General features: G+C 42.0%; 23 protein-coding genes, 1 rRNA gene and 1 riboswitch. Of the genes, 1 reads left to right on the plus strand and 23 read right to left on the minus strand.

Annotated elements, in window-relative coordinates:
• Positions 1–7 precede the first annotated feature (7 nt).
• The 6 genes from ligA to AAGS61_RS17345 all read right to left on the minus strand — a co-directional run bounded on the left by ligA (position 8) and on the right by AAGS61_RS17345 (position 8,364).
• Positions 8–2,008, minus strand: a complete 2,001-nt coding sequence (gene ligA / locus AAGS61_RS17320; RefSeq protein WP_391374752.1) for an NAD-dependent DNA ligase LigA — start codon at positions 2,006–2,008, stop codon at positions 8–10.
• A 12-nt stretch (positions 2,009–2,020) separates the two neighbouring features.
• Positions 2,021–4,279, minus strand: coding sequence for a DNA helicase PcrA (pcrA, locus tag AAGS61_RS17325; RefSeq protein WP_391374755.1), 2,259 nt, complete (start codon positions 4,277–4,279; stop codon positions 2,021–2,023).
• A gap of 38 nt (positions 4,280–4,317) precedes the next feature.
• The gene (locus AAGS61_RS17330) at positions 4,318–5,010 is read right to left on the minus strand and encodes a heptaprenylglyceryl phosphate synthase (protein ID WP_391374758.1); all 693 of its coding nucleotides are present in this window, start codon (positions 5,008–5,010) and stop codon (positions 4,318–4,320) included.
• Positions 5,011–5,231: 221 nt separating this feature from the next.
• Positions 5,232–5,552 carry a YerC/YecD family TrpR-related protein gene (locus tag AAGS61_RS17335; RefSeq protein WP_391374760.1) on the minus strand — a complete coding sequence of 107 codons (321 nt, stop codon included), beginning with the start codon at positions 5,550–5,552 and terminating at the stop codon, positions 5,232–5,234.
• 18 nt (positions 5,553–5,570) lie between these two features.
• Complete coding sequence (locus tag AAGS61_RS17340) at positions 5,571–6,614, minus strand: DUF3048 domain-containing protein (protein ID WP_391374763.1); 1,044 nt, start codon at positions 6,612–6,614, stop codon at positions 5,571–5,573.
• A 19-nt stretch (positions 6,615–6,633) separates the two neighbouring features.
• Positions 6,634–8,364 (minus strand): adenine deaminase C-terminal domain-containing protein, encoded by a 1,731-nt coding sequence (locus tag AAGS61_RS17345; protein WP_391374766.1) that lies wholly within the window; start codon positions 8,362–8,364, stop codon positions 6,634–6,636.
• A 213-nt stretch (positions 8,365–8,577) separates the two neighbouring features.
• On the opposite strand from AAGS61_RS17345, the gene AAGS61_RS17350 reads away from it, so the two are divergent.
• Positions 8,578–8,799: a YgaP-like transmembrane domain gene (locus AAGS61_RS17350; protein ID WP_391374769.1), complete on the plus strand. Its 222-nt coding sequence runs from the start codon at positions 8,578–8,580 to the stop codon at positions 8,797–8,799.
• An 86-nt stretch (positions 8,800–8,885) separates the two neighbouring features.
• On the opposite strand, the gene purD is transcribed toward AAGS61_RS17350, so the two are convergent.
• The 17 genes from purD to rrf all read right to left on the minus strand — a co-directional run bounded on the left by purD (position 8,886) and on the right by rrf (position 26,540).
• A complete protein-coding gene (gene purD / locus AAGS61_RS17355) occupies positions 8,886–10,136 on the minus strand; it encodes a phosphoribosylamine--glycine ligase (protein ID WP_391374772.1) in 1,251 nt (416 codons plus the stop codon).
• A gap of 471 nt (positions 10,137–10,607) precedes the next feature.
• On the minus strand, positions 10,608–12,143 hold the full coding sequence (gene purH, locus AAGS61_RS17360) for a bifunctional phosphoribosylaminoimidazolecarboxamide formyltransferase/IMP cyclohydrolase (RefSeq protein WP_391374775.1): 1,536 nt from the start codon (positions 12,141–12,143) through the stop codon (positions 10,608–10,610).
• A gap of 111 nt (positions 12,144–12,254) precedes the next feature.
• On the minus strand, positions 12,255–12,818 hold the full coding sequence (gene purN / locus AAGS61_RS17365; RefSeq protein ID WP_391374778.1) for a phosphoribosylglycinamide formyltransferase: 564 nt from the start codon (positions 12,816–12,818) through the stop codon (positions 12,255–12,257).
• Complete coding sequence (gene purM, locus AAGS61_RS17370) at positions 12,818–13,873, minus strand: phosphoribosylformylglycinamidine cyclo-ligase (RefSeq protein WP_391374781.1); 1,056 nt, start codon at positions 13,871–13,873, stop codon at positions 12,818–12,820. Before purM ends, purN begins: the two co-directional genes overlap by 1 nt.
• A 29-nt stretch (positions 13,874–13,902) precedes the next feature.
• Positions 13,903–15,321 carry an amidophosphoribosyltransferase gene (gene purF, locus AAGS61_RS17375; RefSeq protein ID WP_391374784.1) on the minus strand — a complete coding sequence of 473 codons (1,419 nt, stop codon included), beginning with the start codon at positions 15,319–15,321 and terminating at the stop codon, positions 13,903–13,905.
• Entirely contained in the window at positions 15,297–17,531 is a 2,235-nt protein-coding gene (gene purL / locus AAGS61_RS17380) for a phosphoribosylformylglycinamidine synthase subunit PurL (protein ID WP_391374787.1), read from the minus strand. The genes purF and purL overlap by 25 nt, the downstream gene beginning before the upstream one ends.
• Positions 17,518–18,201 (minus strand): phosphoribosylformylglycinamidine synthase subunit PurQ, encoded by a 684-nt coding sequence (gene purQ, locus AAGS61_RS17385; RefSeq protein ID WP_391374789.1) that lies wholly within the window; start codon positions 18,199–18,201, stop codon positions 17,518–17,520. The genes purL and purQ overlap by 14 nt, the downstream gene beginning before the upstream one ends.
• Before the next feature lie 4 nt (positions 18,202–18,205).
• Complete coding sequence (gene purS, locus AAGS61_RS17390) at positions 18,206–18,451, minus strand: phosphoribosylformylglycinamidine synthase subunit PurS (protein WP_332645927.1); 246 nt, start codon at positions 18,449–18,451, stop codon at positions 18,206–18,208.
• Positions 18,452–18,454: 3 nt separating this feature from the next.
• Positions 18,455–19,165 carry a phosphoribosylaminoimidazolesuccinocarboxamide synthase gene (gene purC, locus AAGS61_RS17395; protein WP_391374792.1) on the minus strand — a complete coding sequence of 237 codons (711 nt, stop codon included), beginning with the start codon at positions 19,163–19,165 and terminating at the stop codon, positions 18,455–18,457.
• Between the two features lie 17 nt (positions 19,166–19,182).
• Entirely contained in the window at positions 19,183–20,478 is a 1,296-nt protein-coding gene (gene purB / locus AAGS61_RS17400; protein WP_391374795.1) for an adenylosuccinate lyase, read from the minus strand.
• Between the two features lie 14 nt (positions 20,479–20,492).
• On the minus strand, positions 20,493–21,617 hold the full coding sequence (gene purK, locus AAGS61_RS17405) for a 5-(carboxyamino)imidazole ribonucleotide synthase (protein ID WP_391374798.1): 1,125 nt from the start codon (positions 21,615–21,617) through the stop codon (positions 20,493–20,495).
• Positions 21,614–22,102: a 5-(carboxyamino)imidazole ribonucleotide mutase gene (gene purE, locus AAGS61_RS17410; RefSeq protein WP_391374800.1), complete on the minus strand. Its 489-nt coding sequence runs from the start codon at positions 22,100–22,102 to the stop codon at positions 21,614–21,616. The genes purK and purE overlap by 4 nt, the downstream gene beginning before the upstream one ends.
• 165 nt (positions 22,103–22,267) lie before the next feature.
• Positions 22,268–22,367: riboswitch (purine riboswitch) on the minus strand.
• Positions 22,368–22,465: 98 nt separating this feature from the next.
• Positions 22,466–22,654 carry an NETI motif-containing protein gene (locus tag AAGS61_RS17415; protein ID WP_391374803.1) on the minus strand — a complete coding sequence of 63 codons (189 nt, stop codon included), beginning with the start codon at positions 22,652–22,654 and terminating at the stop codon, positions 22,466–22,468.
• Positions 22,655–22,897: 243 nt separating this feature from the next.
• Entirely contained in the window at positions 22,898–23,950 is a 1,053-nt protein-coding gene (locus tag AAGS61_RS17420) for a LolA family protein (protein ID WP_391374806.1), read from the minus strand.
• The gene (locus tag AAGS61_RS17425) at positions 23,950–25,392 is read right to left on the minus strand and encodes a HAMP domain-containing sensor histidine kinase (protein WP_391374809.1); all 1,443 of its coding nucleotides are present in this window, start codon (positions 25,390–25,392) and stop codon (positions 23,950–23,952) included. The genes AAGS61_RS17420 and AAGS61_RS17425 overlap by 1 nt, the downstream gene beginning before the upstream one ends.
• Positions 25,389–26,087: a response regulator transcription factor gene (locus tag AAGS61_RS17430; protein WP_391374812.1), complete on the minus strand. Its 699-nt coding sequence runs from the start codon at positions 26,085–26,087 to the stop codon at positions 25,389–25,391. The genes AAGS61_RS17425 and AAGS61_RS17430 overlap by 4 nt, the downstream gene beginning before the upstream one ends.
• A 337-nt stretch (positions 26,088–26,424) precedes the next feature.
• A 5S ribosomal RNA gene (rrf, locus tag AAGS61_RS17435) occupies positions 26,425–26,540 on the minus strand.
• Positions 26,541–26,545: the final 5 nt, after the last annotated feature.

The following is a 26,545-nucleotide window of genomic DNA, read 5'->3' on the forward strand; positions in this document are numbered from 1 at the left end:
AACCCCTTTACTGTTGTAAATTTTCGATTAGACGGTTTTCATCCCAAATTTCAATACCTAGGCTTTGTGCTTTTTCAAGTTTCGAGCCGGCATCTTCACCCGCAATGACCAAGTCTGTTTTCTTGCTTACAGAGCCTGCTACAGTGCCGCCTAACTCCTCTATTTTCGCCTTTGCTTCGTTACGTGTCAATTGGGCAAGTTTCCCTGTTAGGACAATCGTTTTCCCCGCAAACGGGTTCGTGCCTGCCTCCACGACAACCTTTTTCCCTTTATACATCATATTGACACCGATATCTTTAAGGCGGGCCATTAATAGTTGGACTTCTTCATTGGCAAAATAGGAGACGATTGACTGGGCCATTTTATCGCCGATTTCGTGAATGTTTGTTAAATCCACTACATCCGCTTTCATAAGTGCATCCATCGTTTCGTATTCAGCGGCTAAAATTTTCGCCGCCTTTTCCCCTACATGGCGAATGCCTAAGCCAAATAATAAACGCTCTAATGAATTGTCTTTTGATTTTTCTAGTGCTTCGACTAAGTTTGTCGCTGATTTTGTTCCCATCCGCTCAAGTTGCACAAGCTGGTCGACTTGAAGTAAATAAAGATCGGCCACATTCGTAATATAGCCTTCACGTAGTAGCTGTTCTACAACCTTTTCCCCTAAACCATCGACATTCATCGCATTTCGTGACACAAAGTGTTTAATGCCTTCTGCTATTTGGGCTGGACAGGCTGGATTGACACAGCGTAGCGCGACTTCACCGTCCATCCGAATGAGCTCACTATCACAAGCAATACATTCTGTCGGCATTTCATACGGCACTGCATCTGCTGGGCGTTCGGTTAAAATGACACCGACTACTTCTGGAATGATGTCGCCTGCTTTTCGAATAATGACCGTATCGCCAATGCGGATGTCTTTTTCACGAATTAAGTCTTCATTATGAAGCGACGCACGGCTCACTGTCGTTCCTGCTACTTGAACAGGGGATAAAATGGCCGTTGGTGTAATGACCCCTGTGCGACCAACTGTTAAATCAATATCGACTAATTTTGTTGTTACTTCTTCGGCAGGGAATTTATACGCGATCGCCCAGCGCGGACTTTTCGCTGTATAGCCTAGTTCATCTTGATGGGCAAAGCGGTTTACTTTAATGACAATGCCATCAATTTCATATGGTAAATTTGGTCTTGCTTCCGTCCACTTATTAATAAACGCTAAGACGTCATCAATTGTTGCACAAGCTTGGCGCTCACGATTGGATGGTAAGCCTAATTGCTCTAAATAATCGAGCATTTCCCCATGTGAGTCGATGCCGTAGCTTTCACCGTCTCCGCCTATCGAATAAATGAATGTCGATAAATGACGACTTGCTGCAACTTTAGGGTCTAATTGACGCAGTGAACCAGCTGCCGCATTACGCGGATTCGCAAATAATTCTTCACCTTTTTCAGCACGTGCTGCATTTAAACGTTCAAACGATTTTTTTGGCATATAAGCTTCGCCGCGCACTTCAATCGTGACAGGCTCTTTTAAACGAAGGGGAATCGCCTGAATCGTTTTTAAATTAGCAGTAATGTCTTCACCGACTACCCCGTCCCCGCGTGTTGCGCCTTGTACAAAACGCCCTTCCTCGTAGCGAAGGGAGATGGCTAAGCCGTCAATTTTCAATTCGCATACATACGAAAAATTATCCCCGATTGCTTGACGAATTTTACGGTCAAAGTCGCGCAAATCTGCTTCATTAAATGCATTGGAGAGGCTGAGCATCGGATAATTATGTGTTACTTTTTTGAACCCCTCTAGCACCGATCCACCGACACGCTGCGTGGGCGAATCAGGATAAATAAGGGTTGGATTGGCTTCTTCTAATGCGATGAGCTCGTGTAGTAGCTGATCATATGTCGTATCTGGCACAAGTGGCTTATCTAATACGTAATAGGCATGGCCATACTCGTGCAATAATTGATTTAACTCCGCAATACGCTGTTCGATTTCGTTCATATAATACCTCCATTATGCCTTTGTGATTGGCGCTAAACTTGCCAGTAATTTTTTAATACCAGCGTTCGGGAATGCTACTTTTAACTCTAATTCATCCCCTTCACCACTCACGCCAACAACCATGCCTGTACCAAAGGCTTTATGTGCTACCTTATCGCCAATTTTCCAATCCAGTGCAGCAGCACCTGTTGGCTTTGGACGTGTAACAGGTGGTGTTTTTTGTACATTCCCTTGTGTACGTGCATATGGTGCGCGGTCGTAACTATTGCGGCTTGAGCCAAATGGCATTGCGCTTTGCGTACGACTTCCCGCTTTTGAAACATGTTCTACAATATCTGATGAAATTTCATTGATAAACCGTGAAGGGGCATTATAGCTTGAACGCCCAAAAATCGTACGAGACTGTGCACATGTTAAATACAGACGCTCTTCTGCTCGTGTCGTGCCGACATAAGCAAGGCGACGCTCTTCTTCCATTTCTTCAGGGTCTTCTAATGTTCGCGAATGCGGGAAAATATTTTCCTCCATCCCGATAATGAAAACAACTGGGAATTCAAGCCCTTTCGCAGCATGCATTGTCATTAAAATAATGGCACCTTCATTTTGCAATTCTTCCTCGTCTATCTTATCGATGTCTGCAATGAGTGCTAAATCTGTGAGGAAAGCGATCAGTGATTGGTCCTCACTGCGCTCCTCAAACGCTTGTGTCACGGTTAAAAATTCCTCGATATTTTCAAGACGGCTTTCGGCTTCGATGGACTTTTCATTTTTCAACATCGTACGGTAACCAGTTCGTTCAAGTACTTCTTCTACCAGCTCCGTTACCGTTAGTTCCTGTTGGCGCGCTGTTAAATCACTAATCATCGCATAAAAATACTCTGCAGACGCAGCCGCTTTCCCGGTTAAGCCGATAAATACAAGTTCACGCATCGCATCGAAAATCGAACGGTCTTGCTCGATGGCATAGCGTGCTATTTTTTCAAACGATGTTGCGCCAATACTACGTTTCGGTTCATTAATAATACGTGCCAGTGACAAATCATCGTCATTGTTAGCAATTAAACGAAGGTAAGCAAGGATGTCTTTAATTTCTTTACGGTCATAGAATTTCGTGCCACCGACGATTTGATAGCTCATATTCGACTTAACGAGCACTTCCTCCATCACACGTGATTGTGCATTTGTCCGATAAAGAACGGCAAAATCGCCTGGCTTACGTCCTTCTTTTTCCATTAAGCGTTGAATCGTTCCCGCCACAAATTGTGCTTCTTCTTGTTCGTTATATGATTTGTAATATACAATTTTTTCGCCTTCAGGGTTGTCCGTACGCAATTGTTTTGGATAGCGGCTTGTATTTTTTTCGATAATATCGTTAGCAGCCTGTAAAATGCGCTTTGTCGAGCGGTAATTTTGCTCAAGCATAATGACTTTTGCATCTTTATAGTCTTTTTCAAAGGATAAAATATTCGTGATATCTGCCCCGCGCCAGCGATAAATCGACTGATCCGAATCCCCTACAACGCAAATATTTCGGAATTTGCGGGCTAATAGTTTTACAAGTAGGTATTGGGATTTATTGGTATCTTGATACTCATCCACGTGGATATAGTGGAATTTATTTTGATAGTATTCTAGTACATCTGGGGCTTCTTCGAATAGACGAATCGTCATCATAATTAAGTCATCGAAATCTAATGAAGAGTTGAGCTTTAAACGCTTTGTATAGCCTTCATACACCTGTGCCACGATGCGCTCAAATGGATTGCCTTCGTTCATATTCGCTTTAAAGCCGTCGACTGTCATGCATTCATTTTTAGCGGAACTAATTACATTTAAAATCGCCCGTGGATCATATTTTTTCGGGTCAATATTGTATTCTTTTAATAAATTTTTCACGACTGTGAGTTGGTCACTTGAATCTAAAATGGAAAAACTTTTCGAGTAGCCAAGTCGGTCAATATTGCGACGTAAAATGCGTACACACATCGAGTGGAATGTAGAAACCCACATACTTTCACACGTACCATTTCCTAAAATACCATCAATTCGTTCACGCATTTCGCGCGCTGCTTTATTCGTAAACGTAATCGCTAAAATTTTCGATGGGTATACTTCCTTCTCCACGACTAAATAAGCAATACGATGTGTGAGCACGCGTGTTTTCCCTGAGCCGGCCCCTGCCATAATAAGCAAAGGACCTTCTGTTGTTTGTACTGCTTCTTGTTGCTGTGGATTCATCCCTACAAGAAGATTTCTTGAGATTTGTTCCATACTGCACCACCTTAATCAAACATTTGTTCTTATTTTAGTTATAACACAACAGACTTTACTGCTTCAACTGTTTTCAAAGCGGCTTTTAAGTCGTCATAAATAATGTTACCGACAACGACTGTATCCGCTACACGCGCCATCTCTGTTGCTTGCGCTTCGGATGTGATCCCGCCGCCATAAAATAGTTTTGTTTCTTCGAGTACATCTTTCACAGCACTCACTAATTGTGGATCTCCGTAAGCACCGCTATATTCCATATAAAAAATCGGCAGCTTAAAATACTTCTCCGCCATCCGTGCATACGCAATGACATCCTCTTCTGAAAGCTCGGTATTCGCATCTGTTACGTGTGCGACTTTGCAATCTGGGTTTAAGATGCAGTATCCTTCCGCTACAAGCTCTTCCCAAACCATAATATCCCCATACTCTTTAATCGCTTCATGGTGTAAATCTTTTACCCACTTCGTATCGCCACTATTTAACACAGACGGAATAAAATAATAATCATAACCTGGTGTCACACATTCTGCATTGGAGATTTCTAATGCCACGGGTACCGAAAAACGGCGTACACGCACTAACATATCGAGTACATTGTCTAACGTGATACCATCTGTACCACCTACTAAAATCACATCGGTGCCCGATTCACACACAAGCGCTAAATCCTCATCTGAAATATCCTTTGCCGGATCAATTTTAAACACATGTCGCCATTGTAAATACTCCATGTTATTCCCACCTCATTCGTTATTTTGTTTTCAGTATAGCAAAGAAAAAAGTTCGAACGATACATCTGTCTGAAACTTAGAAATGCCGCTTAAAAAAACACAACTCGCGCTATAAGGGCGCGAGTTGATGTCTTTTCTTATGTGGCGTTCGTTCAAAACGGATATTCCCCTATTCGCTAACAACTGAGCTGCAAAGGCCCATCCTTTTAAACGAGTAAATATTATTTACTGCGGTCGCTAAACGGTTTCTCATCTGGATATAAACGACCTAGCATTTCATCATACGTATCGTTCCCGTAATCAAAGCAACGACGCACACGAGAAATGGTAGCTGTTGAAGCACCTGTTTCCTTTTTAATCGTTTCATATGTTTTCTTTAAGCGCAATAAATGTGCTACTTCAAAACGTTGTGATAACGACTGAATCTCGCTAATCGTGCATAAATCATCAAAGAACTTATAGCATTCTTCTAAATCTTTTAGTTCTAAAACTGCTTTAAATAATTGATCTGTTTGATGTCCACGGATTTTTTCGATTTGCATACTCTCACCCTTCCCAAGTTATTCGGAATACGTTACGCTCGAAGTCAGCCCTGGTGATGTTGGTACAAAGTGAACCCATGTTTGCCCTGCGACAAGTTGCACTTCACTGCCATCCTGTTCAACTGCTACAAGCAGACCGTCTCTATTTTCCCAGTTCACTTCACGGAGCATGCCTTGTTGTGCAACATACGCTCTACCGCCTGATGTGATATCTATATCTCTTCTACCTTCGCTATCAATGACACGATGCGCCATCTCAAAGAATAGCACATTTGATAGCTCTACCGACTCACCTGTTAAATGATCTACTGTCACCGTATTCGCTGCTGTTCTTGTATACGTCTGCTTGTCTACGTCGTACGTATATACACTATTAAACGAACCGTTGTTATTATAATTCATTTTCACTTCGTTAGCATTCTTTCCTATTTTAACACTATCTTGTTCTTCATAAAATGAATATGATACTTTTTTTTGATACAGTAACGAAGCACCCACTTTTTCTGCTGCAGCTGTTACATTTTCTCCTGGCATATAGGAATTATGCGGCGCTTTTCGTTCATTCGAGCGTTGGAATAAAGTCCCATCATACGCCATGCCATTCACATTATCGACAACACCACTTGTTAACATCGCCTTTGCTTCTGGACTATAGCCATGTGCAATATAAAAGGCATCGAGTCCTTTTGCCATATCGATGAAGTAAGAACGGGCGCTACGAATGGGCCCAATCGTTGTTGGAATTTGGGATTGATATAACGCTAGCAGACGCGTAACATCGCCTTCTGCTAGCATTTCATATACCACATCTGCATATGCAATTCCTGACTGTGGACGTGCATCAGGATGATTATTAATTGTTGCTAAAATAGGACGTAGAAATGACTCTTCTGCCACCTTTTCCCCTGTAAATGGCATTGTATATCGTAATTCTTCTACCTCTACTTCTTCTACCTCTTCAGGCTCGGCCGAAGCCGGTACACCGTTTTCTACCTCATCTTTATTACAAGCAGCTAATAATAGCGCTGCACACACAACAAACATCACTCTCTTTTTAGTCATTTCCCTCTATCTCCTTTTGTTAGCGCATTACAGACGGCAACATGACCGTATTTTTCATCACATCAAAAATGCCTCGTGGCGTAACGCGAATATATGGTAAATGTGTAGATTGTAAAAATAGCAATGTATAAATAGCATCGGAATGTCTGTATCCACGAGCACGCAACGCTTCTTTTAACGCAATTTCTTTTTCGATTAGGTGCTCAACCGGACCGTTATACATTGTACCAGCAATTGGGAGTGGTATACTTGCGACAACTTCTCCATCTTCTACGAGCACAATGCCACCATTCATATTTTTTAGCTCGCAAAATGCTTGTTTAATATCAGCAATGCTTTTCCCAATTAAAATCAAATCTCCGGTATTAGAGTAGGAGGAAGCAAAGCCTTTCACATGTGTATCAAACCCTTTAATCGTCGTATTGACACGCCATTTCCCATTGCGGTCCACAAGCATTAAATAACTTTCATTCTCACCTAGTGGTAATTCCTTTTTATGAGCGGGAACTTTTGCACTGTACGGTTTTGTAATGACATCATTGACCATTTCAATTCCAATCGGCATGGAGAACTGGAAATCATCATCTTGTAAATCGAAGTGAATATTCAAGTCGCCGAGTATAGACCAATCCATTTCAGGGAATGTATACACTTGCTCGCCGTCTCGTTTTAGCCAAACCCCTTTTGATAAGACCGACTCTGGCTGCGGTGTGAATTCGTCTTTTAAAATATTGAGTGTCGCATATCGGCCGGTTGCAATCATGCCATGTAAACTCGCCATATTGTAGTAGCGCGCTACATTATAACTTGCCATTTGGTACGCATCAATCGGATTCACCCCAACATCCAGTGCGACTTGGATACATTTATCCATGACACCATCTTGGTGGAAGCTTGGTGTCGAGCCGTCTGTCGTCATCATTAAATGATCAAAAATATGGAGTTCTTTTTCTAAAATGCCTTTCAATAGATTCGGTAAATCTGGACGAATCGATGAATGACGGAGCGTTACTTTAATCCCGTGTTGAATCCGTTTAACGACTTCATCTGCTGTCATCGCCTCATGATCACCATCTGCCCCGAAAAGACGCATTTTAACAAGTGTACGTTCAGATGCACCTGGGAAGTGCCCTTCGATTTTCTTCCCTTTATGTTTGGCTGATTGAATCCAGTAGAGCATTTGGTCGTCTCCGCGCAGTAAACGTGGCCAACCTGTTAGCTCCCCACCAAGTAACACATCGTGACGCTCTAACCACTCTAGTACAGATTCGTTCGAGAAAATATCTTCTTCATGCTCTAGCTCTGTTTGCGAATCAAACCGACTCCACCAGTAAAACGAGAAAGGTAGTTGGTTTAATTTGTCTATCATTGAAAACGCTTTCTTATTTTGTGATATTAAAACAAATGACATATTATCTGAAAGAAACGTTGTTGTTCCTGTTTGTCCTGCAAATTCTGCAAATGAATGTGGATTATATAACTGGTACGGGTGCACATGCGGCTCAATATATCCCGGTACAATCGTTTTCCCTGCAACATCTACCATTTCAGTGCCTTGCATATTTGATGGCAGTTCTTCCCCTACATACACGATGCGATCATTTAAAATCCAAATGTTACCTGTCATCCATTGTTTAAACATACTGTGCAAGTAACGTGCATTTTTTAACACAATAGTCGGTGCTAATTTACCATCGATTACCGCTACTTGATCACGAATATTTTTTATCTTCCACTTAATTTCAGGCATAATGCACACCCCTTTCAATCTCGCGTATAGTCAATACAGATAAGCACATACTACGAATGCTTTTTACTGGATATACGATTTTATCGTAACATAGCACTTTCATAAAGCAAAGTATTTCATAGGGTTTATTTTAGGGTATAGGAAAATATAACCTTTTCTAGATTTCAGGAGACATATGGCACCATTTTATATGTTTGAGAAGGAGGTGATTGTATGCTTTCACAAAACATTTCTGAGCAAAATGCCTTTATGCGTATGACATGTGGTATTGCCCTTGCCTGTTTCGGCACAGCCCGTATCGCTCGTAATCCGGATTGCCTCATGGGGAAGGTGATGATTATGGCTGGTGCGATGAAAGTCGCTGAAGGATATTATCAGTATTGCCCGGTGGTGGCATTAGTAGCCGATAAAAATGAAGAAGAAATGTATTACTAATCCGATGCGCCAAAAAGTGGGGTGTGCCGAAAGCTTTTACTTTCGGCACACCCCTTCACTTATTGAGCAATATTTATTGCTTCTTATTATTTAAACGTACGCCAGCCGATGTCTTTACGGAAGAAGAAGTTTGTCCATTCTTTCTTCGCTAGCTCCGCGTATACTTTTTCTTGTGCTGCTTTTAAATCGTCTGCTTTCGCTGCGACTAATAACACACGGCCACCATTGCCGACAAACTGACCGTCCACTTGCTTTGTCCCTGCATGATATACAGGTAACGCGATATCTGAAAGCTCCGGTAGTGGATTGCCTTTTTCGACATCCCCTGGATAACCTTCAGCTGCTACTACAACCCCTAACATCGCTTCGTCATGCCATTGTAGGTCGAAGTATTTTTCTTCCATTAATGCTGTCATAAATAAACCGAAGTCTGACGCCATACGTGGTAACACGACCTGTGTTTCAGGGTCGCCGAAGCGTGCGTTAAATTCGATTACTTTCGGACCTTTTGATGTTAAGATTAACCCTGCATACAGAATCCCTGTAAACGACACACCTTCTTCTTCCATCGCTTTAACTGTTGGTTCTACGATTTCGATGTAAGCACGTGATACCATTTCTTGTGGAATTTGCGGTACTGGTGAATAGGCACCCATCCCACCTGTATTTGGTCCTTGGTCGCCGTCATATGCACGTTTATGGTCTTGCGCGATAACCATTGGGTAAATTTGCCCTTTATGTACAAATGACATAAATGAAAACTCTTCCCCGTCAAGGAATTCTTCAATTACCACACGTGATGAAGAGTCACCGAAACGTTGGTTGCCAATCATATCGTTGACTGCCTCGATTGCTTCTTCTTCTGTCATCGCGACAATTACACCTTTACCAGCTGCTAACCCATCTGCTTTAACAACGATTGGGGCACCTTGTGCTTGAATGTATGCAATCGCAGGCTCCGCTTCTGTAAATGTTTCGTAAGCAGCTGTTGGGATATTGTATTTTTTCATAATTTCTTTTGCATAAGATTTAGAACCTTCAATTTGAGCTGCTGCTTGTGTTGGACCAAAGATTGTTAAACCTTCTGCTTGGAAATGATCCACGATACCAGCGGCAAGTGGTTGTTCCGGCCCTACGAATGTTAAGTCAATGGCATTTTCCTTTGCAAATGTAGTAAGTGCTGCAAAATCTAACCCGTCGATTGCAACTACTTCTGCATCACGCTTCATCCCATCGTTACCTGGTGCAACGAATACTTTTTCTACTGATGGTGCCTCGCTAAATTGCTTAGCGATTGCATGCTCACGACCACCACTACCGATTACAAGAACTTTCATGAATAAAACCCTCCTACTGTTTTTGTATTAAACTTTTCGCTAAAAAAAACGCTCGCCATATCTAGAATGAGGCGAGCGTTTTGTGCATTCTACAGTAACCTTTCAATAATCGTACCCGACCAAAATAGTCATGTTGAATAAGTTATTGTGTGAATGTTGCCGTTCTGTATCCCCCGACCAAAGTGGATGCATACTAAGCGATCTATTTTAAATTAGCGTCATGCCCGGCCAAAGCCATGCGCTTTGCTCCATGTTCTTCCGGCCAGAAAGAACAAATGAAACAATTTCAAACGCTTCTGCTATTATCCGGCCAGAATAATAGCGAAACATTATTCTATTATAACGTGACTTACTTCAGAAAACTATTGTTTTTTACTGTTGGGGCAAGTGTTACCAAAATACCCGCGAAATTTAATGGTTTACCCGCGATTTTTTGAGGTTTACCCGCGAATTCGGATGATTTACCCGCGATTAGTGTTTAAAGTGGCGAACACCTGTAAACACCATCGCAATACCGTGTTTATTTGCCATATCAATGGAATCTTGGTCTTTAATCGAGCCGCCTGGTTGGATGATCGCTTTAATACCCGCTGCTGCTGCTGCTTCTACTGTATCGCCCATTGGGAAGAATGCGTCCGATGCAAGTGCTGCACCGTTTGCTTTTTCACCCGCTTGTTCGAAAGCGATTTTTGCTGCGCCTACGCGGTTCATTTGACCAGCACCAACGCCAAGTGTCATTTGTGCGTCAGATACAACGATGGCATTTGATTTCACATGTTTTACGACTGCCCAGCCAAGTTTTAATGCTTCCCACTCGGCTTCTGTTGGCTCCCGGTCTGTTACGACTTTAATGTCTGCATCCGCAAAGCCAAAGCGGTCTGGCTCTTGTACAAGTAAGCCACCTTCCACTGAAACAACATTGAATTTGTCTTGTTTTGCTTGTGCAAAATCAATTGTCATCAGACGAATGTTTTTCTTAGCTGTTAAAATATCAAGCGCTTCTTGTGTAAAGCTTGGCGCGATGATGATTTCTAAGAAAATACCAGAAAGCTTTTCAGCTGTTGCTTGATCTACTTCCATATTTAGAGCAATAATCCCACCGAAAATCGATGTTGGATCTGCTTCATATGCTTTATTGAATGCTTCTTCGATTGTTACACCTGTACCAACACCACAAGGATTCATATGCTTCACTGCTACCGCTGCTGGCATTTCGAATTCTTTTACGATTTGAAGTGCAGCGTTTGCATCTTGGATGTTGTTGTAAGAAAGCTCTTTCCCGTGTAACTGTGTTGCATATGCGATTGAGAAATCAGAACCAAGACGTTTTGCATAAAATGCTGCTTTTTGGTGAGGGTTTTCACCGTAACGTAATGATTGTTTTAACTCATACGTTACTGTTAAGTTTTCTGGGAACTCTTCACCAATCGCTTCTGTTAAGTGGTTTGAAATGTACGAATCGTATGCCGCTGTATGACGGAATACTTTTGCTGCTAAGCGACGGCGTGTTTCAATCGTCGTCTTACCGTCTGCTTTTAACTCTTTTAGTACGCCTGCATAGTCGTTTGCATCTACAATTACTGTTACATAATCGTGGTTTTTCGCCGCTGAACGTAGCATTGTTGGGCCGCCGATATCGATGTTTTCAATAGCATCGTCCCAAGATACGTTTGGCTTTGAAATGGTTTCAACGAATGGGTATAAGTTTACACAAACGATTTCGATTGGCTCAATGCCGTGCTCTTGCATTTGTGCTACGTGGCTTGGCTCATCAAATTTCCCTAATAATCCACCGTGAATCATTGGGTTTAATGTTTTAACACGACCATCTAAAATTTCTGGGAATTTTGTTACTTCGTCAACAGCTGTTACCGGTACGTTGTTATCTTGAAGTAATTTTTTTGTGCCGCCAGTTGAAAGAACTTCGTAGCCTAATGCCACAAGCTCTTTTGCAAAATCTAAAATACCCTCTTTATTCGAAACACTGATTAGTGCACGTTTAGTCACAATAACGTCCTCCAATATGTTATAAGCCGTAAAAGCTTTTATTGTCATTTTCACAACAGGCACTGCCTGCTACTCCATTAAAAGTTAGTATACTAATAAACTAGTACATCATTAGCTAAATAAACGTTGTAATGTTTTTGTATACAGTGCATGCTCTACTTGATGAATGCGTTCTTCTGTCGCTTCGCGGTTTCCGTCTACCACTTCTACCGCTGCTTGTGCAATGATAGGACCTGTATCCATGCCTGCATCTACATAGTGTACTGTCACACCTGTTACTTTCACACCATGCTCCATCGCTTGCCCGATCGCATCTTTGCCAGGGAATGAAGGAAGTAAAGATGGGTGAATGTTAATAATGCGATTCGGATAGGCAGTAAGTAACACATCACTGACGAGACGCATATAGCCTGCTAGTACAATCCATTCCACATCACGCGCACGTAACTCAGCAATAATTGCCTCTTCATATGCTGCTTTTGATTCGAATGTTTTTGGTGCAAGCGCTAGCACTGGGATATTTAAGTTCTTTGCACGTGTAACGACGTATGCACCTGGCTTATCTGTTACAACAAGCTCGATGCTTGCTTGTAGGTCTCCACGTTCAATCGCTTCTTGAATGGCTTGGAAGTTTGAGCCGCTTCCTGAAGCAAATACTGCAATTTTCGCCGTCATTACACTAAGCTCCCATCATGCTCACCATTGAATACAACGCCTTCACCTTTTACAACACGACCAATTTTATATGCTTTTTCGCCGTTTGCTTCTGCAGCAGCGATTACTTTTTCTACATCTGATTCAGGCACAGCCACCACAAAACCAACACCCATGTTGAACACATTGTATAAGTCTTTGTCTGCTAACTGGCCTTTGTCTTTTAAGAATTCAAAGATGCGTAGTACTGGCCAAGAGCCTAAGTCGATTTCTGTTGCAAGTCCTGCTGGCATCATACGTGGTAAGTTTTCATAGAAGCCACCACCTGTCACGTGTGCACAACCATGCACATCGCCTGCTTTCAGCATCGCAAGGACTGGTTTTGCATACAGCTTTGTCGGTACAAGTAACGCTTCACCGATTGGACCTAAGTCTTCATAGCCTTCTACGACTTGATCGACTGCGAACTCATTATCCGCGAATACGATTTTACGCACTAATGAATAACCATTTGAATGCACACCACTTGAAGTAAGACCGATTAATACGTCGCCTTCTACAATTTTTTCACCTGTAATGATGTCTGCTTTTTCACAAGCGCCTACAGCAAAACCAGCTAAATCGTATTCATCTTCCTCATAAAGACCTGGCATTTCTGCTGTTTCGCCACCGATTAAGGCTGCACCAGACTGCACACAGCCATCCGCTACCCCTTTGACGATTTGCTCGATTTTAGCAGGCTCTGCTTTTCCTACTGCTACATAATCAAGGAAATAAAGTGGCTCTGCGCCTTGTGCAACGATATCGTTGACACACATTGCAACACAGTCAATACCGATTGTGTCGTGTTTATCTACCATAAAAGCAAGCTTTAACTTCGTACCAACACCGTCTGTACCTGAAATAAGAACAGGTTCCTTTAAGTTTAACGTAGACAGGTCAAACATCCCGCCGAAGCCACCAAATGTTCCCATCACACCTAAACGATTTGTACGTTCAACGTGTGATTTCATACGTTTCACTGCTTCATAACCCGCTTCAATATTTACCCCTGCTTGTTCATATGCTTTTGACATAAGCCGTTAGCTCCTCCTTAATAAACCTTTTAACATTCTTTTTCATGTGGTAAGACTGTATCTGGGAAAATTTCTGTTGGATATTTTCCTGAGAAGCAAGCCATACATAAGCCACGGTTTTCATCTTCAAATGGACGTGCAGTTGCTTCAATCATCCCTTCTGCTGAAAGGAATGTTAACGTATCTGCACCGATTGTTTCACAAATTTCTTCCACACTATGACTCGATGCAATCAACTCTTCGTGTGTCGATGTATCAATGCCGTAGAAACATGGATCTGTCATTGGCGGCGATGAAATTACGACATGCACCTCTGTAGCCCCTGCATCTTTTAACATTTTGACGATACGACGAGATGTTGTACCGCGCACGATAGAATCATCTACCATGACAACACGCTTGCCTTTCACGACTTGTAGCACAGGTGAAAGCTTCATTTTTACACCGCGCTCGCGTAGCTCTTGTGTTGGCTGGATAAATGTACGGCCTACATAGCGGTTTTTAATTAAACCAAGCTCGTACGGGATCCCGCTTTCTTCCGCAAAACCAATAGCTGCTGAAATACTTGAATCTGGTACACCTGTTACAACATCTGCTTCAATATGGGCACATTCTTTTGCTAGTTGTTTTCCCATACGTTTACGAGCCATGTGTACATTAATGCCATCGATATCTGAATCAGGACGTGCTAAATACACATATTCCATTGCACACATCGCGCGATTATCTTGCGATGCGAAACGATCCGATTCTAAACCTTTATCGTTAATAATGATTAATTCACCTGGTTCTACTTCACGTACATACTCTGCACCGATTAAATCAAATGCACACGTTTCTGAAGCAACGACCCAGCCGTCACCTAATTTCCCTAATGACAACGGACGTAAACCATGCATGTCACGTGCGACCATCATTGTTTCTTCTGTCATAATTAAGAATGAAAATGCCCCTTTTAATAAAGACAATGCATTTTTCACTTTTGCACGGAATGGTGAGTGCGTTGATTTTTTAATTAAGTGTGCTAATACTTCTGTATCGGAAGAAGAGTGGAAAATGCTTCCGCCTCGTTCTAAATACTGTTTTAAGTGATTCGCATTCACTAAGTTCCCGTTATGTGCAATCGATAAACTGCCTGTTGATGAATGGAAAAGTAAAGGCTGTACATTTTGAGGACCAGCACCGCCTTGCGTTGTATAACGCACATGCGCAATCGCTGCTTTTCCTTTCACTTTGCTTAACTTTTCTTCGTTAAACACATCATTGACAAGTCCTTCGCCTTTTACGGCGCGCAGGGTAGAGCCGTCTGTAACGACAATCCCTGCGCCTTCTTGCCCGCGATGTTGTAGTGCATGTAAACCGTAGTAACTAATTTGTGCTGGATCTGAGTGTCCCCAAATACCAAAAACCCCACATTCTTCGTTTAAGCCTCTGATTTCAGCAAGCATGGGATTGCTCCTTTCCAAGCAGAACGGAATTCCTCCACTGTACCTTCTACAAGCACACCGTTGTCACCGTTAATTGTTAATGTTGCCTCTTCTGTTACGACACCGATTTTTTGTGCGTCTTTTACGATTTCTTCAAATGCTGCTGCATTTTCTTCTTTTACTGTAAGAACAAAGCGTGATTGTGATTCAGCAAATAAAGCTGTGACAGCAGAACCTGTTAATGTGACATTGACACCTAAGCCATTTGCTGCAAACGTTTTTTCTGCAAGTGCAACCGCTACACCGCCTTCAGAAACGTCGTGTGCTGATTGTACAACACCTGCACGAATCGCCTCTAAAATCGTTGCTTGACGAATTGCTTCTACGTCTAAATCAATTGATGGTGCTTTACCTGAAATTTGACCTTCGATTAATTTTTGTAATTCAGAGCCACCGAATTCTGTTTTCGTTTCACCTACTAAGTACACGATGTCGCCCGCTTGCTTCACTTCTTGTGTTGTCACGTGTGATAAGTCTTTTACTAAACCAACCATACCGATTGTTGGTGTTGGGTAAACCGCTTCACCTGAACGCTCGTTGTACATCGATACGTTACCACCGATAACTGGTGCATCTAATGCTAAACATGCCGCTGCAATTCCGTCAGCTGACTTTTGGATTTGCCAGAAAATTTCTGGTTTCTCTGGGTTACCGAAGTTTAAACAGTCTGTAATCGCAAGTGGTTGACCACCAGAACATACGATGTTACGGGCTGCTTCAGCTACCGCGATTTTACCGCCTGTTTCTGGATCTAAGTAGATGTAGCGAGAGTTACAGTCAGTAGTCATCGCTAACCCTTTATTTGTACCACGTACACGTAACACCGCTGCGTCAGAACCTGGCGCTACGACTGTGTTTGTACGTACTTGATAGTCATATTGATCATAAACCCACTCTTTCGAAGCCACAGTTGGTGCTTTTAAAAGTGCTGTTAATGTTTCTTTATAGTCTGTTACAGTTGGTTCAACATTTTCCATCGCTTGGAACTCAGCAAAATAAGCTGGCTCAGCGTCTGGCATATAGTAAACTGGTGCATCTTCTGCAAGTGCATCTGCAGGTACTTCCGCCACAACCTCACCGTTGTGTAATAAGCGAAGCATTTTATCGTCCGTTACACGACCTACTGCTACAGCATCTAAATCATATTTTTCAAAGATCGCTTTAATTTCTTCTTCACGACCTGCTTTTACAACGATTAGCATACGCTCTTGAGACTCAGATAACATCATCTCGTAAGCTGTCATATTTGTTTCACGTTGAGGAACTAAGTCTAAGTTCATCTCTACACCAGTGCCAGCTTTCGAAGCCATTTCTGCTGAAGAAGATGTAAGACCCGCAGCACCCATATCTTGAATCCCAACAAGTGCATCCGATTTCACTACTTCTAAGCAAGCTTCAAGTAATAGCTTCTCCATGAACGGGTCACCAACTTGAACGGCTGAACGCTTCTCATCTGCTTCATCTGATAACTCTTCAGAAGAGAATGTCGCACCGTGAATGCCGTCACGACCTGTTTTTGCTCCAACGTACATCACTGTGTTACCTACACCAGCAGCTACACCTTTTTGGATGTCCTTATGGTCGATTAACCCTACGCACATGGCGTTTACAAGTGGGTTCCCTTCGTAGCAAGGGTCGAACTGAATTTCGCCACCTACTGTTGGAATCCCGATACAGTTACCATAACCTGCAATACCTGCAACTACTTCTTCAAATAAGTATTTACCACGTGCTGATTTTAACTCGCCAAAACGTAAAGAGTTTAGCATCGCAATTGGGCGTGCACCCATTGAGAATACGTCACGGATGATCCCACCAACACCTGTTGCTGCACCTTGGTACGGTTCGATTGCTGACGGGTGATTGTGTGATTCCATTTTGAATACAACTGCTTGCTCGTCACCGATGTCCACGATACCAGCACCTTCACCAGGACCTTGTAATACTTGAGGACCTTTTGTTGGGAATTTGCGTAATACTGGCTTTGATTTTTTGTATGAGCAGTGTTCTGACCACATTACTGAGAATAAACCGATTTCCGTCCAATTAGGCTTGCGTCCCCCTAATTTCTCTACCGCTAAATCGTATTCTTCATCTGTCATACCCATGTCCGCATAAAGACGTTGCTCTTTAATTTGCTCCGATGATGGCTCGAATTTAGTTGTTGACATGTTGTTCCCTCCACTGCTTCACAATTGATTTAAATAATTTCAGCCCGTCTGCGCCGCCAACGATTTCGTTTGCTGCACGCTCTGGGTGTGGCATCATACCAAGTACGTTACCTTGCTCGTTAATAATTCCTGCGATATCTTCTAAAGAACCATTCGGATTGTCACCTGAGTATGTGAACACGATTTGGTTGTTTGCTTTTAAAGCTGCTAATGTTTCCTCGTCACAGTAATAGTTCCCTTCGCCGTGTGCGATTGGAATATTAATGACTTCACCTTGCTCGTACTGATTTGAGAATAATGTGTTGTCGTTCTCTACTTTTAACTGTACTGTACGGCACATGAATTTTAAGTTTTTATTACGTAAAAGCGCCCCTGGTAGTAAGCCCGCTTCCGTTAAAATTTGGAATCCATTACATACCCCAAGTACTGGCTTGCCCTCAGCTGCAAATTCCTTTAATGCCTTCATAATGTTCGATTGGTTCGCCATCGCGCCACAGCGTAAGTAGTCACCATACGAGAAGCCACCAGGTACTAAAGCACCGTCGAAGCCTTCTAAGCTGTCCGCTGTATGCCAAACGTATTCTACTTCTTCACCTAATTCGTCTTTGATCGCATGATACATGTCGATATCACAGTTAGACCCTGGGAAAACGAGTACTGCAAATTTCATAGTATTATGCCTCCTCAATTTCGTAGCGGTAGTTTTCAATAACAGTGTTTGTTAACATTTTTTCACACATTTCTTTAACGATTGTATCGATATCGCGGTCTGTGTCAGCGATTGTAACTTCTAAGTATTTACCGATACGTACATCTGCTACTTCACCGTAACCGATTTTCTCTAATGAACCTTTTACTGCTGAACCTTGTGGATCTAAAATACTTTCTTTTAATGTTACGTAAACTTTAACCTTTTTCATTGTCTATTTTCCTCCAAGTCTAGTAAGTATGATTTCATATACTTCTGTTAAACTGCCAAGATTGCGGCGGAACACATCTTTATCAAGCTTTTGTTTCGTTTTAGTATCCCAAAGTCGACAAGTATCTGGTGAAATTTCATCGGCAAGTAATACGTGCCCGTTCACATCGCGCCCAAATTCAAGTTTAAAGTCGATGAGCTCTACCCCTACATCAGAAAAGATCGGACGTAGCACTTCGTTGACTTGAAGACCGCCATCGTATAGTGCTTGTACCTCTTCTGGTGTCGCAATACCGAGCACATCAATATGCTCTGTTGTAATGTGCGGGTCACCTAAATCATCATTTTTATAGTAATACTCTACAATCGGGCGCTTAAGCGGTGTCCCCTCTTCTAGCCCTAATCGTTTTGCGAGTGAACCTGCCGCAATATTGCGCACGACAAGCTCAATTGGAATGATGTCGACTTTTTTGACAAGCTGCTCATTGTCAGAAATACGTTGCACGAAATGTGACGCAATTCCGGCTGCTTGTAATTTTTCGAATATAAGGGTTGTAATACGGTTATTTAACACGCCTTTACCGACAATGTCTTCCTTCTTTTCACCATTGAATGCTGTTGCACTGTCCTTGTATTCCACAAAGAGGATTTCTGGATTCTCCGTAGCATATAATCGTTTTGCTTTACCTTCGTACAAAAGTTGACCTTTATTCATGACATGTTCCCCCTAGATTAGTTTAGACCGCAACGTTCGAAGATGAGATCGACGTTTTGGATGTGATAGTTGTAATCAAAGCAATCGTCTAATTCCTCTTTGGATAGGAGCGACGTAATTTTTTCATTCGCCTCTACTAATGGTCGGAATTGTGTTTGCTCGTCCCATGCACGCGCTGTTAGTGGCTGCACAGTATCATACGCTTCTTCACGTACTAAACCTTTATCAATTAACGCAAGTAGAATTCGTTGGGAGTAGATGAGCCCAAACGTACGATCCATATTACGCTTCATGTTTTCAGGGAATACAGTTAAGTTTTTCACGATGTTGCCAAATCGATTTAACATATAATTTAGCGCAATCGTTGCATCTGGAATAATGACGCGCTCTGCAGATGAATGTGAAATATCACGTTCATGCCATAATGCTACGTTTTCATATGCCGTCATCATGTAACCTCGGATTAGACGAGCCATCCCCGTCATATTTTCAGATCCAATTGGGTTACGTTTATGTGGCATCGCAGAAGAGCCTTTTTGACCTTTACCGAACGCTTCCTCGACTTCGCGTGTCTCTGACTTTTGAAGACCGCGAATTTCTGTCGCAAACTTTTCAATCGATGTAGCGATTAATGCCAGTGTACTAAAGTACTGTGCATGACGATCACGTTGTAGTGTTTGCGTTGAAATTGGTGCTGCTTGTAAGCCTAAGTGTTCACATACGTATGCCTCTACGCGAGGATTGATGTTTGCGTATGTTCCAACGGCGCCGCTCATTTTACCTGTTTCAATTGTCTTCGCTGCTGCTTCAAAGCGCTCTAAGTTACGCTGCATCTCTTGGTACCATAAGGCAAGCTTTAAGCCAAATGTTGTCGGCTCAGCGTGTACCCCATGTGTACGTCCCATCATTACTGTGTATTTGTGCTCTAAAGCTTTTTCACGAATGATGTCGATGAAGTTGTGTAAATCTTTACGAAGAATATTGTTTGCTTGTTTGATTAAGTATGACAGCGCCGTGTCCACTACGTCTGTTGAAGTTAAACCGTAGTGTACCCATTTGCGCTCCTCACCTAGCGTTTCAGATACTGCGCGTGTAAACGCAACAACGTCATGGCGTGTTTCCTGCTCAATCTCGTAAATACGGTCGACATCAAATGAGGCATTTGCGCGAATTTTCGCTACGTCCTCTTTCGGAATGTCACCGATTTCCGCCCAAGCCTCACATGCTAAAATTTCGACTTCAAGCCATGCTTGGAATTTGTTTTGCTCCGTCCAAATAGCACCCATTTCAGGTCGTGTATAACGTTCGATCATAGTATGTGCTCCTTCTACTCTGGCCAGATACCAGAATCCTTGATTTGTTTTAGTGTTGTATTTAAATCATCCGTCATAATTGTGACGTGACCCATTTTACGGTTCACTTTTGCTTCAGCTTTTCCATATAAATGAACAGACCAATCAGGATACTTCGAAATAGAGTTTGTCAATGGTACTACATGTTGCCCTAGTACGTTCACCATAATAGATGGTGACCATAGCTTTGGCTTACGTAGCGGCCAGCCGCACACCGCACGAATATGCTGTGTGAATTGTGAAATATTACAAGCCTCAATAGAATAATGACCAGAATTGTGTGGTCGTGGTGCTAATTCATTAATCACGATTCCACCATCTTCTAGTACAAACATCTCGACTGCTAATGTACCAACGAGTTCCAGATGATCTGCAATTTTTGCTGCTTCTTGCTCTGCTTGAGTAGCAGTCTGCTCTGCAATACGCGCTGGTACAATCGTTTCATGTAAAATATGGTGTACGTGAATGTTTTCGCCTACCGGTAAGCAACAAGTTTCGCCATTGCCATTACGCTGTACAATGACAGAAATCTCTTTTGTAAATGGCACAAAACCTTCTGCGATACATACAGAATGTGCAAATAACCCTTCTGCTAACGGTAAATCTTCTTTTATTTTTAGTAATTGTTGCCCTTTGCCGTCATAACCGCCGCGCGCCGTTTTGACAATACACGGGAAACCGATTTCGTCAATTTTCGCCACTAGCTCCTCATACGTCTCTGCCACAATATACGGTGCAACAGGACAGCCGGCTTCAACAATCGCCGCTTTTTCCGTTACACGATTTTGCGTAATACGGACTAATTCAGCGCCTTGAGGCACATACGCGATTTCTGTTAATCGTTTTAAGCCCTCATAATCGATATTTTCGAATTCATACGTAATGACATCACTTACTTCTGCCAGCTCTTCTAAAGCTGCCTCGTCGTTATATTGCGCCACAATACGAATATCTGCGACTTGTCCACAAGGAGAGTCCATTGACGGCTCTAACACCGCAATTTTAAACCCTGCTTCTTTTGCTGCGACTGCCATCATTCGTCCAAGCTGACCGCCACCGATAATACCGATTGTTTGACCTGGATAAATCATTTTCGTCACACTAAGTCACCTGTGCTTTCTAACACCTGTTGTTTTGTCGCTTCACGGCGAGCGTCAAGCTTTGTTGCTAACTCTGCATCAGTAGTTGATAAAATTTGTGCTGCAAGTAACCCTGCATTTGTTGCACCTGCTTTACCAATCGCTACTGTTGCCACAGGTACACCACCTGGCATTTGCACAATTGAAAGTAGTGAGTCCAATCCATTTAATGCACGAGATTGAACGGGTACACCGATCACAGGTAATGTTGTTTTAGCTGCCACCATACCTGGTAAATGTGCAGCGCCTCCAGCACCAGCAATAATGACTTGAATGCCACGTCCGCGTGCATTTTCTGCATATTCAAACATTAAGTCTGGTGTGCGGTGTGCTGATACAACTTGCTTTTCATACGGGACTGCGAGTTCATCTAAAATATCACATGCATGCTTCATTGTTTCCCAGTCACTAGAACTGCCCATAATAACGCCAATTTTCGGATTCATGAATTTGCTCTCCTTTTAACAACTATTTATTGCCCCATCTGAACAATAAAAAAGTCCCCAAATAAACTACTTTCTAAGCGCGAGAAAGCAATCTACTTGAGGACTAAATTTGAAAGAATATGCAGATAAAAGCATCTAAAGCCACACCCTTTTCTTCAATCGTTCCAAAAGTTGCTTTCCCTGCATAGTCCGGAATTTACGGTACCGGGTAGAAACACTGGAGCCATATTCTCCAGCATATATGTAGGGATCTAATGTTTTTCCTGTTCACATTTTAACAAGGGTTGGCTATAAAATCAACGACAAAATGCGAACAATATTTTTTAGTAAAACATTATCGTTCGGATTTTAACGTTTTTTTTATTATTCTTCTAGTAATATTCCTTTGAATTGTATTTTTTGACGTAGGTATGTTGGTTCCCCATTGACCTCTTGAAAAACGGGCTCTTCCTTACGCCCACATGGCATATAGCCGTCTTGCTTCATTCGGTCTAGACATTGCTCGATTGTTTCATTTTCTTCTACTTCATACCATACTTGCTTTTTGCCCAAAATGGTCATCCTTCCAGTTTGTAAATATTGCTCTTACTATAACATGTTCCCCCAAGACCGTTACAAATTATCGCAAGAAAATTGTGAACGATTCGTCACATTCTTACAAAGGATGGTTTTTGTGTATATCGGAGTTTTTTACGCGACTTTCCTATGGTTTTACGCGGGTTCGGCGCATTTTTACGCGACTGCCCTTATCTTTTAAAAAAAGCAATCCGATTATGAGTCGGATTGCTTTTCATATTATTGCACCATTTCCATTTGCTCGATATATTCATAAATTTCTTCAAACGTTACATCTGGGTTTTCTAAAATAATACCGTATTGGTAATTGTTTTCGGTCCATTGCACATAGCGGAAGGCATTCAAGTCAATCTTTTCTACTTGTTGACCACGCACTTCAATTGTCTCCCCCGTCTTTGGCCCAATTTCTGTATAGCTTTCAGTTGGTACAAAAACAGAAAGGGCAAAGACTGGTTCACCATCTAATGAATAGTTAAGGACAAATTCAGGTCGTTCCTCTACCTTCATATCCGTTACAGATTCTAATGTAATGCCATTTTGTTCTTTCATCACTAAAAACTCACCAAGCGCTGCCTTTGCTTCCTCGATCGTTACTTGTTCTGGAGAAATCATTTCCTCCGTTTCCACTGTTACGTCAGCCGGTAAATCGAGGGCAAATAAGCTATCCTCTATTTTTTGATCCACATCAAACATTGTATATTCAATCGTCAACACCATATCCCCATTACGACTGACGGATTTTAATGTCATCCATGTTTTTTTATCGACCCATACTTCTAAATCGCCCATTAAACCATTCTCTTCCTTTGCCTTTGCAATCAGATGGTAAGTGTCACGGCCAGCAACCTTTTCTTCCTCACCAACTGAAATTTCATGTGTATTCTCCACCATTTTCAGTAGCATATGCGCCTGTTCCTTTGGTGATGGTTGCATGAGCGGCTCAGTACCTTCTGCTGTTAAATGATAGACAAACGCTGATTTTGATTGTTCATCATAGGAAGTAAGGGTTTTACCGTCATTTACTGTAATGACTTTCGCACCACTTTCATCTGAAACTTCGATACGGCGTTTCCCATCCTTTTCCCATTGCTTAATTGTCGACGGCTGCCCATCCCCTATATCCATGACATACTCCCCGTAAAACGAAGATACTTCGGTTGTTTCCTGCATGACTTGATCAATAATTTCCTGTGGGGAATAGTTTTCTGCATCACTGCATGCTGCAAGTGATAAAGACAAAATAAGTGCTGCTGAATACATGATTTTTTTCATTAGGATTCTCCTCCTGGTAGCCAGCAAATAATCGCTGTACTGTTTTGTTGTGACACGGCTTGAATCGTCCCGTGATGTTTTTCAATGATTTGTTTTGCAATGCTTAACCCTAACCCTGCACCACGCTGCCCCATTTGACTACGTGCTTGGTCAACTTGATATAACGGGTCAAACATGCGTTCACACTGCTCTACTGTTAATGCATCACCGCTATTTTGTACAATGATATGGACACCGTCTTCACAGATAAGTTGTGCCTTCACATACTGCTCGCACCACGGCGGGATATGCGGAAGTTCAAAAGCTGCGATCCCAATAAACCCACCATCGTTTGTATATGTCCACGCATTCGATACAACATTATCGACAACACGCATCAACTGCTTTGGATTTACCTTGTATCTCCCATCCACATATAAGTCTGTCCTTGCTAAAAACCCTTTTTCCTGACTAATTTGCTCATAGTCTGCAAGGAGCATCTCAAAAAACTCAGCTCCCTCTACGGTTACAAGCTCTAACGCATAATGAGGCGATTGCAGTAGCGTATACATCATCAAATCATCTAGCAGGTGCTTCATATAATCAGACTTCGATGAAATGACTGCTAAATAGTCCTGCTGTTCCTGAACACTTAAGCTCCCCGATTGTAAGCTTTCTGTATATGCCTGAATGGATGTAAGCGGGGTTTTTAAATCATGTGAAAGGCTGGCAATCATAAATTCCTTTTGACGCTGCTGCTCATTAAGCTTTTTACGTGTCTCTTCTATTTCTTGCTGCATTGCCTGAAAGCTAGCCGTTACCTCGCCAAGCTCATCCTTTTTAACAGATAGGCACTCCGTCGGTTCTCCCTTCGCAAAAGCATTCATTTGATGCATTAATGCTTTCATTGGCCGATGAAGACGGACGTTTAAAAAATACACAACTACTGCATATAACAAGGACAGTAGCACAAGTAAACCGATCCCTACTATAAGCGTTTTAGTATTGACCTGCTTCGTCCATTCCGTACGTATCGATGTCACTTCATAAATACCAACTATTTGCCCCTTCTCATACACAGGCTCCTTATACACAAAGGTTTGATAATTTTGTTGCAGCTCATATAAATGTTTATACACACGTTCCCTATCCTTGAAAATACTAGAAGCAGTCGTTAACGGATTCGATGAATAATAAATCCGACCATTAGGTGCATACAGTGTCACCATTAATTCATTCGATGTTAATGCCTCCATCTCACTAAAATTCGCATTTTTTTCATACATCATTGGATTAGCTAATACTGGTTTTAGGGAATTGATTGTATTCCAGTTATCAAAATATTCCTCCACATTTTTGTCCTGGTAATAGGCATTTATAGATACATATAAACCATAAACACCGACAAGCGGCAAAATCATCACGAGTAAATACGTGAGTAACAGCCATGTTTTAATTTTCACAGCAGTTCACCTACAAAGCGGTAGCCCTTTCCCCAAACAGTTTGAATAAAATGAGGGTTTTTTACGGGATCTTGTAGCTTCTCTCGCAGTGCTTTAATATGAACAGTTACAGTATGTGTTTCCTCTAATTCAGGTTGTTGCCATACATGTGTATAGAGCGCTTCTTTTGAGAAAAGCTCCCGTGGATGTTGTGCCAATACTTTTAAGAGGGCAAATTCCTTTTGTGTTAAATTGAGTTCGTTGTCATGTAAGAATACTTGCTCACGTTTCCAATCAATTTTTAGCCCATATGGAAATTGAGCAATTTCTTCTGCTACATGTATTTTATTGTAGCGTTGCCAACGTCTTAGCTGACAAGCAACACGCGCTTTTAATTCTCCTAGTGAAAATGGTTTAGCTAAATAATCATCTGCCCCTTGTAGCCCTTCTACTTTATCAGCTTCTTCGTTTCTTGCACTAATCATAATAATCGGTACATCACTTTGTAGGCGTATATGCTCCGTCAATGTTAACCCGTCCATTTCTGGCATCATCCAATCAACAAGTAGTAAGTCATAGTTGCCAGCTTGAAAATCTGCTAATCCTTCCATACCTGTTGTGGCCCAAGTTACCCGGTAGCCTTCCTTTGTTAATGTATCTTTTATAATCCGTGCAATTTCACGATCATCTTCAACTAACAGAATGTTTTGCTCCATGTTGTCGCCCCCTAGTATTACTATATCAAGTGTTTCATCTAATCTTTTAAACTTTATGAATTCTTTATTTTTAGCATAGAGGAAAATATAGGTATCGTGAAGTTTGAAATAAGAGGTCACATGTAGAAAAGGTACTTTATGGAGGCATGGACAAAATTGTCGTATAAATGACTATCCATTAATGCGGGATAAACCGAAATATCTCCTAGCTTTAATGAAGTCCATCTGATTAAGATAGTCATGAATATATCCTAATTCGCTGAAATCGTTGTATATGAATGAAGTAATTGAAAAAAGCCAAATAAAAAAAGGATTCGATTTCATCGAATCCTCGTGTGCCTAGCGATGTCCTACTCTCACAGGGGGAAGCCCCCAACTACCATCGGCGCTAAAGAGCTTAACTTCCGTGTTCGGTATGGGAACGGGTGTGACCTCTTTGCCATCATCACTAGACTTTT

The organism is Lysinibacillus sp. KU-BSD001, assembly GCF_042920265.1.
Classification (GTDB): Bacteria; Bacillota; Bacilli; order Bacillales_A; family Planococcaceae; genus Lysinibacillus_B.

Coding starts and splice junctions, on each gene's coding strand:
- ligA (WP_391374752.1), bottom strand. CDS start 2,008: ATGAACGAAATCGAACAGCGTATTGCGGAGTTAAATCAATTATTGCAC.
- pcrA (WP_391374755.1), bottom strand. CDS start 4,279: ATGGAACAAATCTCAAGAAATCTTCTTGTAGGGATGAATCCACAGCAA.
- AAGS61_RS17330 (WP_391374758.1), bottom strand. CDS start 5,010: ATGGAGTATTTACAATGGCGACATGTGTTTAAAATTGATCCGGCAAAG.
- AAGS61_RS17335 (WP_391374760.1), bottom strand. CDS start 5,552: ATGCAAATCGAAAAAATCCGTGGACATCAAACAGATCAATTATTTAAA.
- AAGS61_RS17340 (WP_391374763.1), bottom strand. CDS start 6,614: ATGACTAAAAAGAGAGTGATGTTTGTTGTGTGTGCAGCGCTATTATTA.
- AAGS61_RS17345 (WP_391374766.1), bottom strand. CDS start 8,364: ATGCCTGAAATTAAGTGGAAGATAAAAAATATTCGTGATCAAGTAGCG.
- AAGS61_RS17350 (WP_391374769.1), top strand. CDS start 8,578: ATGCTTTCACAAAACATTTCTGAGCAAAATGCCTTTATGCGTATGACA.
- purD (WP_391374772.1), bottom strand. CDS start 10,136: ATGAAAGTTCTTGTAATCGGTAGTGGTGGTCGTGAGCATGCAATCGCT.
- purN (WP_391374778.1), bottom strand. CDS start 12,818: ATGACGGCGAAAATTGCAGTATTTGCTTCAGGAAGCGGCTCAAACTTC.
- purM (WP_391374781.1), bottom strand. CDS start 13,873: ATGTCAAAAGCATATGAACAAGCAGGGGTAAATATTGAAGCGGGTTAT.
- purF (WP_391374784.1), bottom strand. CDS start 15,321: ATGCTTGCTGAAATCAGAGGCTTAAACGAAGAATGTGGGGTTTTTGGT.
- purL (WP_391374787.1), bottom strand. CDS start 17,531: ATGTCAACAACTAAATTCGAGCCATCATCGGAGCAAATTAAAGAGCAA.
- purQ (WP_391374789.1), bottom strand. CDS start 18,201: ATGAAATTTGCAGTACTCGTTTTCCCAGGGTCTAACTGTGATATCGAC.
- purS (WP_332645927.1), bottom strand. CDS start 18,451: ATGAAAAAGGTTAAAGTTTACGTAACATTAAAAGAAAGTATTTTAGAT.
- purC (WP_391374792.1), bottom strand. CDS start 19,165: ATGAATAAAGGTCAACTTTTGTACGAAGGTAAAGCAAAACGATTATAT.
- purB (WP_391374795.1), bottom strand. CDS start 20,478: ATGATCGAACGTTATACACGACCTGAAATGGGTGCTATTTGGACGGAG.
- purE (WP_391374800.1), bottom strand. CDS start 22,102: ATGAATCCGAAAATTGGCGTTATTATGGGCAGTTCTAGTGACTGGGAA.
- AAGS61_RS17420 (WP_391374806.1), bottom strand. CDS start 23,950: ATGAAAAAAATCATGTATTCAGCAGCACTTATTTTGTCTTTATCACTT.
- AAGS61_RS17430 (WP_391374812.1), bottom strand. CDS start 26,087: ATGGAGCAAAACATTCTGTTAGTTGAAGATGATCGTGAAATTGCACGG.